The following is a 7600-nucleotide window of genomic DNA, read 5'->3' on the forward strand; positions in this document are numbered from 1 at the left end:
ATACAACAAGAGATAATTTATCATATATTGTGCAGAAAGTCAAATTATATAGCAAATTTCCCGGGCGGAAATAATCCGCCCGGGAAATGAATGTTACAATGGTTTGATAACCTCGCGATTGCCCATATAAGGTCTCAGTACATCCGGGATGATGACACTGCCGTCTTTTTGCTGATAATTTTCCAAAATGGCGGCGACCGTGCGGCCAACTGCAAGTCCTGAACCATTCAATGTATGGACATGTTCCGGCTTTGATTTTGGATCGCGGCGGAAACGAATATTTGCACGCCGTGCCTGAAATGCCTCAAAATTGCTGCAGGAAGAAATTTCGCGATAGGTCCCATAGCTTGGCAGCCATACTTCAATATCATATTTCTTGGCAGCTGTAAAGCCGAGATCGCCTGTACACATGCTTAATACATGGTACGGCAACCCTAGTAGTTGAAGAACCTGCTCCGCATCGTTCGTAAGTTTTTCCAGCTCCTCGTAAGAATCTTCGGGCTTCACAAACTTCACCAATTCTACCTTATTGAATTGATGCTGGCGTATTAATCCTCTTGTATCACGTCCTGCAGACCCTGCCTCAGAGCGGAAACAAGCGCTGTAGGCCGCATAACGGATTGGCAGTTCTTCAGCACTTAAAATTTCATCGCGGTATAAATTGGTCACCGGCACTTCCGCAGTTGGAATCAGGAAATAATCCTCGCTCTCAATTAAAAAAGCATCTTCCTCAAACTTAGGAAGCTGTCCAGTTCCCGTCATACTGGCACGATTAACTAAGTACGGAGGCAATATTTCCGTATAGCCATGCTTTTCCACATGCAAATCGAGCATAAAGCTGATCAATGCACGCTCCATACGAGCTCCCAAGCCCTTATAAAAGACAAATCGGCTTCCAGTTACCTTGCCTGCTCGTTCAAAATCAAGAATTCCCAGCTTGTCAGCAATTTCCCAATGCGGTTTAGGCTCAAAGTCAAACTCACGGATTTGCCCCCACTTCCTAATTTCCACATTATCATCTTCTGATTCTCCAACCGGCACACTTTCATGAGGAAGATTAGGAATACTTAACAATAACGTTTCCAGGGTTTCTTCCACACCCTTTAACTCATCATCTAAAGTCTTAATTTTATCGCCAACTGCCCGCATTTCTTGAATTAGATGATCCGCGTCTTTCTTCTCACGCTTTAGAGCCGCTACTTGCTGTGATACTTCATTCCGCTGGCCTTTTAGCTTTTCAGACTCAACAATAAGCTCCCGTCTTTTCTGATCCAGCTCTTCAAACTGTCCAAAGTCTGTTAAATCTTCTCCACGATGCTTCAGCTTTTCCTTTACTTCAGCTAAATTTGCCCGTAAGTATTTTAAATCGAGCATGTTAGACACTCCTTTTTAATAAAATAAAAAACTCCCGTCCCTAAAACAGGGACGAGAGTTACCCGCGTTACCACCCTGGTTGACAGTACAAAACTGTCCACCTCGAAAAAATTAACGGTTTCCAACCGAAGGTACTTACTAGTCTTATCAAAGACGTTCCGCACCTTGCTCGAGGAGGGATTCACAAGCATTATTCACCGGTTTCCACCAGCCACCGGCTCTCTTAAAGAACAAAATTCTTGTTACTAGTTCCTCTCATTGCTTTACTGTTATCAATTTATAATACATAATTTACTACAATTATAACCGAATTGCAACCATATTATTCCTTAATGACTGCCTGCTTTTTCAAGCTGCTTTTCTTTCGCTTCCTTCACCATTTCTACGAAGTAAGCGGTAAGGCGATGATCATCCGTTAATTCAGGATGGAAAGAACATCCTAAAAAATGTCCTTCCCTTGCAGCGACAATGCGGTCTTCATGCTTACAAAGAATCTCGACATTTTCTCCAACTTCCACAATATGCGGTGCCCGGATAAACACAGCAGGGAAGCTGTCTGCCACATCTTTTATCATAAGGTCGGCCTCAAAGCTGTCCACTTGACGGCCAAAAGAGTTGCGTTCAACTGTGATGTCCATCACTCCGATGTGAGGCTCAGTGTAGCCGACAATATGTTTTGCCATTAGAATCAATCCTGCACATGTACCAAACATCGGTTTTCCTGAACGGGCAAATTCTCTTAACGCATCCATGAAATCGTATTTATCAATTAAACGACGCATCGTGGTGCTTTCCCCGCCTGGAAGAACAAGTCCATCAACTTCAGCTAATTCCTCTTTATGCTTTATGGCAATTGCCTCGACACCACATGCTTCTAATGATTGAATATGCTCCCGTACCGCTCCTTGTAATGCGAGAACGCCAATTTTTATCATAAAAATACTCCTTTTGCTTCGGCTTTCTTTGTCCAGCTTTACGGCTAGGGGCTCTGGTCATAAGCCAATCCGCCAAGAAGACTAAAGAGCAGCTTACTTGCTGGCTCGTCTAGCCTCACGCCCCTGTTCAAGCCACTTCCGCTTTTCTTCTTACCAGCCGCGGTCTTGCATGCGGTCTGCCGGTGTCAATGAAGAAATTTCAATTCCTTTCATTGGTGTACCCAAATCTTTAGAAAGCTCAGCAATTAATTTGTAATCTTGATAATGAGTTGTTGCTTCAACAATTGCTCTGGCAAATTTCGCTGGATTTTCTGATTTAAAGATACCGGAACCTACGAATACACCGTCAGCCCCAAGCTGCATCATCAATGCTGCATCCGCAGGTGTAGCCACACCACCTGCTGCAAAGTTAACAACAGGCAAACGTCCGAGGCGTTTGATTTCAAGCAGAATTTCGTATGGAGCACCTAACAGCTTTGCTTCTGTCATCAGCTCGTCTTCACTCATGGAAACAACTTTGCGAACCTGTGCATTTACCTTACGAATATGGCGCACAGCTTCTACAATATTTCCTGTACCTGGTTCACCCTTCGTACGAAGCATGGAAGCGCCTTCGCCAATCCTGCGTGCAGCTTCACCAAGGTCACGGCATCCGCAAACAAATGGAACCGTATACTCTTTTTTATTTAAATGGAATTCCTCATCAGCAGGTGTTAGTACTTCACTTTCATCAATATAGTCAACACCCATTGCCTCTAGCACTCTAGCCTCCACGATATGACCGATTCTAGCTTTTGCCATAACAGGAATAGAGACAGCATTCATTACTTCTTCAACTATTCTAGGATCTGCCATTCTAGCAACCCCGCCTGCTGCACGAATATCAGAAGGAACCCGCTCTAAAGCCATAACTGCCACTGCGCCTGCTTCTTCTGCAATTTTCGCCTGTTCTGCATTAACAACGTCCATAATGACGCCGCCCTTTTGCATTTCAGCCATTCCGCGTTTTACACGATCCGTACCTGTTATCATTTGTAAAATCCCCTTCTTTTAAAAATATTAAGAATAACGAGTGCATTATAATAGGGAATTCCCTAGATTATATTCGGAAATATTATTCCCATAAAAATATTAAAGCAACAAAAAAGGACTCCTGTCAAGGCAGGAATCCATCTTTTGAAAAGCCAAATTTTGAAAATTGCGAGAATACGAGACTATTTCCTTATTAATGGAAAATTTTATGCCAAGTATTGCTAAAAAAATGACCAATTCCTCTCATCATTCTGACAAACCAATTGGCCTGGCCGACATCTTGTGTAGCAACCACATCAACTTGTGCGTTCTTTTCACCTTCTGGAGTCAAGAAGCTGACTTTTTCACCCGTTTTCGATTGAAGCGTAACATAACCGACCGTCTCACCTTTTTTAATTGGCGCGATCAGTTCGCCTTTACTATTAACCTTTGATTTATCAAGGACTAATACAGGTTTGAAATCTTGTTTTTCTCCGTTCTGGGCTAGAATCGTAAGGGCTGATTTTGTATATACTTCTACTTGATTACTCTTTCCGTTAACCACAGGAATCGTCTTATTTCCCTTTAGTTGGAAATGCTTAGGAAGAATTTGCTGTTTTGTATAATTGCTAAATGCATAGTCCATCATTTTCCTTGTTTCATTAAACCTGGCCGCATATCCGCCTTTCCCATTGGCATCTGTAGCATGTTGCACAACAGTTATAAATCGTTTGCCATCGCGCTCAGCCGTACCAGTAAAGCAATAACCGGCAAAATCTGTTGTACCAGTCTTCAGTCCATCCATTCCCTTGTAACCATAAACTAATGATGGAAGCATCCAGTTCCAGTTCTTCATGACAATCCGGTCTTTTGTTCCTTCGGCGAATGTCATTGTCGGAATGCTAGATGTCTTTAAAACCTCAGGAAAGTCATTTATAAGACGGAAAGCTACTATTGCCACGTCACGGGTTGACATAACATTTTCATCAGTCGGGCCGCCTTCAGCTGGCTGCATACCTTTGTAATCAGCATTATTTAATCCGGTAGAGTTAACAAATTTATAATGCTTCAATCCTAATTTCTGCGCTTCCGCATTCATCATTTTGACAAAGTTTGTTTCCGATCCGCCCATGATTTCCGCTAAAGCAATCGCTGCGGCGTCAGCCGAATAAATCGCCATTGCCTGATACAATTGCTTTACGGTGTATTGGCCGCCCTGACGCAGTGGAACATTTGATAGACTGCGATCTTGAGAGATTTTATAAACAAGGTCATCAACTGTATAGGTCTGATCCCAGCTTACCTTTCCCTTTTTAATGGCATCTAACAGCATATATTCGTCCAACATTTTGGTCATGCTGGCAACTCCAAGCGGAGTATCTGCATTCTTTTCATATAAAACTCGTCCTGTTTTTCCATCAACTAATATAGCCCCACTAGCATTTACATTTAAATCTGCTTGTGCCTTGGCTTTATCCACCCCGGTGAATAGGCTGGAAAACAAAACAAATGCCATTGCACCGGCTATACATTTCTGAAAAACCTGTCTCTTCACGATAACGCCCTCCAAGGAATTATTACACTTTGCCTATTTTATCATAACTCTATAATAAATCCTAGACAGAGCTTCGAAGCATTTTCCTGCTTAAATCTGCAATTTCATAGGTAAAAAAACCCGTTTGCGAAAGATTGTTTAGAATGAGAAAAAGAGAAGATCACTCTTCTCTTTTTTAAACCATTTTATAATAATGAATAATTCGGAGCTTCTTTTGTAATTTGTACATCATGCGGATGGCTCTCTCTTAAACCAGCACCGGTCATCCTGACAAATTGGCTCTTCATCCTTAGTTCCTCAATATCTTTTGTCCCACAGTAGCCCATGCCTGCACGCAAACCACCAACTAGCTGATAAATGGTCTCTGCCAATGGACCTTTGTAAGGAATACGGCCTTCAATACCTTCTGGTACGAACTTTTTGGCATCTTCTTGGAAATAGCGATCCTTCGAGCCTTTTTCCATTGCAGCAACCGATCCCATTCCCCGGTACACTTTAAAGCGTCTTCCTTGGAAAATCTCAGTTTCTCCGGGACTCTCCGATACACCGGCAAGCAAACTTCCAAGCATGACGGCATGTCCTCCTGCTGCCAGTGCTTTCACAATATCACCGGAATACTTAATGCCACCATCAGCAATGATCGTCTTCCCATGTTTCATAGCTTCAGAAGCACAATCATAAATAGCTGTAATTTGTGGAACGCCAACTCCTGCAACAACCCTTGTCGTACAAATGGAACCTGGTCCAATTCCTACTTTTACTACATCAGCACCTGCTTCAATTAATTCTTTTGTAGCTTCAGCTGTTGCTACATTACCGGCTACTACTGTAATAGTTGGATAAGCGTTTTTAATTTCCCTTACTGTATCCAGGACTCCCTTTGAATGTCCGTGTGCAGTGTCCACGACAATCACATCAACGTTTGCTTTAACAAGTGCTTCGACACGTTTCATTGTATCCTTTGTTACTCCGACAGCAGCACCTGCTAACAGACGTCCTTGCGTATCTTTTGCCGAGTTTGGAAATTCAATCACCTTTTCAATATCCTTAATGGTAATGAGTCCTTTTAATACTCCATTTCCATCAACAAGCGGGAGCTTTTCAATTTTATGCCGCTGTAGAATTTTTTCTGCTTCCTTAAGAGTCGTTCCAACTGGTGCCGTTACGAGATTCTCTTTTGTCATTACGTCGGAGATTTTAAATGAATAATCCTGAATAAAGCGAAGATCACGGTTTGTAATAATCCCAACAAGCTTTTGTTCTTCTAAATTATTTACGATTGGCACTCCAGAAATACGGTATTTCCCCATTAAATGCTCTGCATCAAATACTTGATGATCAGGAGTGAGGAAAAACGGGTCCGTAATAACCCCGCTTTCAGACCGCTTTACCTTTTCTACCTGTTCTGCCTGCTGTTCAATGGACATATTCTTATGAATGATGCCAAGGCCTCCTTGACGTGCCATAGCAATTGCCATTTCTGATTCAGTCACCGTATCCATCCCCGCGCTAATGATGGGAATATTAAGCTTTACACTTGGTGATAACTCTACTTGCAAGCTAACATCTTTTGGTAATACTTCCGATTTGCCCGGAATTAACAATACATCATCAAACGTCAAACCTTCTTTTGAAAACTTACTTTCCCACATATTCACAGCCCCCAGAACAAAAAATTTTATTTGTAGGTTATCAATTGGACAAAATACTGTCAAGAGGGATGAATTAATTTGATTATTCAAAAAAGGGTGATTTTTTTGGATACAACTTATAATAGATGGAAAAGCTTTTCTTGCTTTTTCTCTGCTGAATACTGCCAGCATTATCTAAAAAAATGTTATCAAAAAAACAATATCGCTCAACCTGAGCAAAAGAGCTTTGAGAATTGCTATGCCTATTTATATTATCTTGAACATGGACAAATATATTATGAGCAAGCTGATAAAGCTCCACTGATTCTAAAACCAATTTTGCTGTTTTATGGTCTTGTTCATTTAATTAAAGCATGTATTTTAACCGTTGACCCAGCATATCCAGAAACTACGGCCGTATTGGCCCATGGAGTTTCGACAAGAAAACGGAAAAAACAAAATTATCTGTTTTTCCATGATGAAGTCAAATTTCAAAAACACGGACTCTTCCCATTTATGTCAGAAAAATTGTTCCACATGAAACAACTTGAAGGCGAAAAGGCCATCATGGAAGAATTACTCCAGCTTATACCGGAGCTGAATGATTTATTCATCTTACTTGAAGGGAAAAAGACATTTGAAAGATTGCACAGAGAGGGGGGACAGCTCCAAATCCCTAATACCGTATTAGATTGTTATCATATGACGGAAAACCGATTTAAAGAGTTCTTTATAGAGAAATGTAACTACCATATTGATTTAACAAGTAAAGATTTGGCTTTTAACCTGGATAAAAATATATTTTCAAAGTCCTCTCTAATAAAATTTAATATGGATGGTGGTTTTTGGGAGATTCCGTTAAATAAAAATAAATTTGCTCACTATCCTGAACTCTTGATTCATTATTTGCTTTTATACAACTTAAGTATGATTGCTCGTTATGAAACGGAGTGGTGGAGTGAATTAACTAAAATGATGCCTAATCGCGATTTCCCTTTTATCCATTTATTCCTCGAGGTCACGATGCAAAAAGGGCCGTTTTTGGTTTACCACTATTTAATGCATTAAATAGATCAATCTCTAAATATAAAAAA

6 protein-coding genes and 1 other annotated feature are annotated in these 7600 nt (G+C 41.0%); of the genes, 1 reads left to right on the forward strand and 5 read right to left on the reverse strand.

Going from position 1 to position 7600, the window contains the following annotated elements:
- Positions 1-93: 93 nt before the first annotated feature.
- The 5 genes from serS to guaB all read right to left on the reverse strand — a co-directional run bounded on the left by serS (position 94) and on the right by guaB (position 6527).
- A complete protein-coding gene (gene serS / locus BFU02S_RS13505) occupies positions 94-1374 on the reverse strand; it encodes a serine--tRNA ligase (protein WP_066371623.1) in 1281 nt (426 codons plus the stop codon).
- A 44-nt stretch (positions 1375-1418) separates the two neighbouring features.
- Positions 1419-1642, reverse strand: a binding site (T-box leader).
- 61 nt (positions 1643-1703) lie between these two features.
- Positions 1704-2309, reverse strand: coding sequence for a pyridoxal 5'-phosphate synthase glutaminase subunit PdxT (gene pdxT, locus BFU02S_RS13510; RefSeq protein WP_066371626.1), 606 nt, complete (start codon positions 2307-2309; stop codon positions 1704-1706).
- Between the two features lie 150 nt (positions 2310-2459).
- Positions 2460-3341, reverse strand: coding sequence for a pyridoxal 5'-phosphate synthase lyase subunit PdxS (gene pdxS / locus BFU02S_RS13515; RefSeq protein WP_066371632.1), 882 nt, complete (start codon positions 3339-3341; stop codon positions 2460-2462).
- 193 nt (positions 3342-3534) lie between these two features.
- Entirely contained in the window at positions 3535-4875 is a 1341-nt protein-coding gene (locus BFU02S_RS13520; RefSeq protein ID WP_066371635.1) for a serine hydrolase, read from the reverse strand.
- 185 nt (positions 4876-5060) lie between these two features.
- The gene (guaB, locus tag BFU02S_RS13525) at positions 5061-6527 is read right to left on the reverse strand and encodes an IMP dehydrogenase (RefSeq protein WP_066371639.1); all 1467 of its coding nucleotides are present in this window, start codon (positions 6525-6527) and stop codon (positions 5061-5063) included.
- 78 nt (positions 6528-6605) lie between these two features.
- On the opposite strand from guaB, the gene BFU02S_RS13530 reads away from it, so the two are divergent.
- Positions 6606-7574: a YaaC family protein gene (locus tag BFU02S_RS13530; protein ID WP_369690702.1), complete on the forward strand. Its 969-nt coding sequence runs from the start codon at positions 6606-6608 to the stop codon at positions 7572-7574.
- Positions 7575-7600: the final 26 nt, after the last annotated feature.

It is taken from the genome of Neobacillus fumarioli NBRC 102428, assembly GCF_001591485.1.
Lineage (GTDB): Bacteria > Bacillota > Bacilli > Bacillales > Cytobacillaceae > Neobacillus > Neobacillus fumarioli.

What these genes read in the sequence shown, in the direction of transcription:
- serS (WP_066371623.1), bottom strand. Translation starts at nt 1,374, where the DNA reads ATGCTCGATTTAAAATACTTACGGGCAAATTTAGCTGAAGTAAAGGAA.
- pdxT (WP_066371626.1), bottom strand. Translation starts at nt 2,309, where the DNA reads ATGATAAAAATTGGCGTTCTCGCATTACAAGGAGCGGTACGGGAGCAT.
- pdxS (WP_066371632.1), bottom strand. Translation starts at nt 3,341, where the DNA reads ATGATAACAGGTACGGATCGTGTAAAACGCGGAATGGCTGAAATGCAA.
- guaB (WP_066371639.1), bottom strand. Translation starts at nt 6,527, where the DNA reads ATGTGGGAAAGTAAGTTTTCAAAAGAAGGTTTGACGTTTGATGATGTA.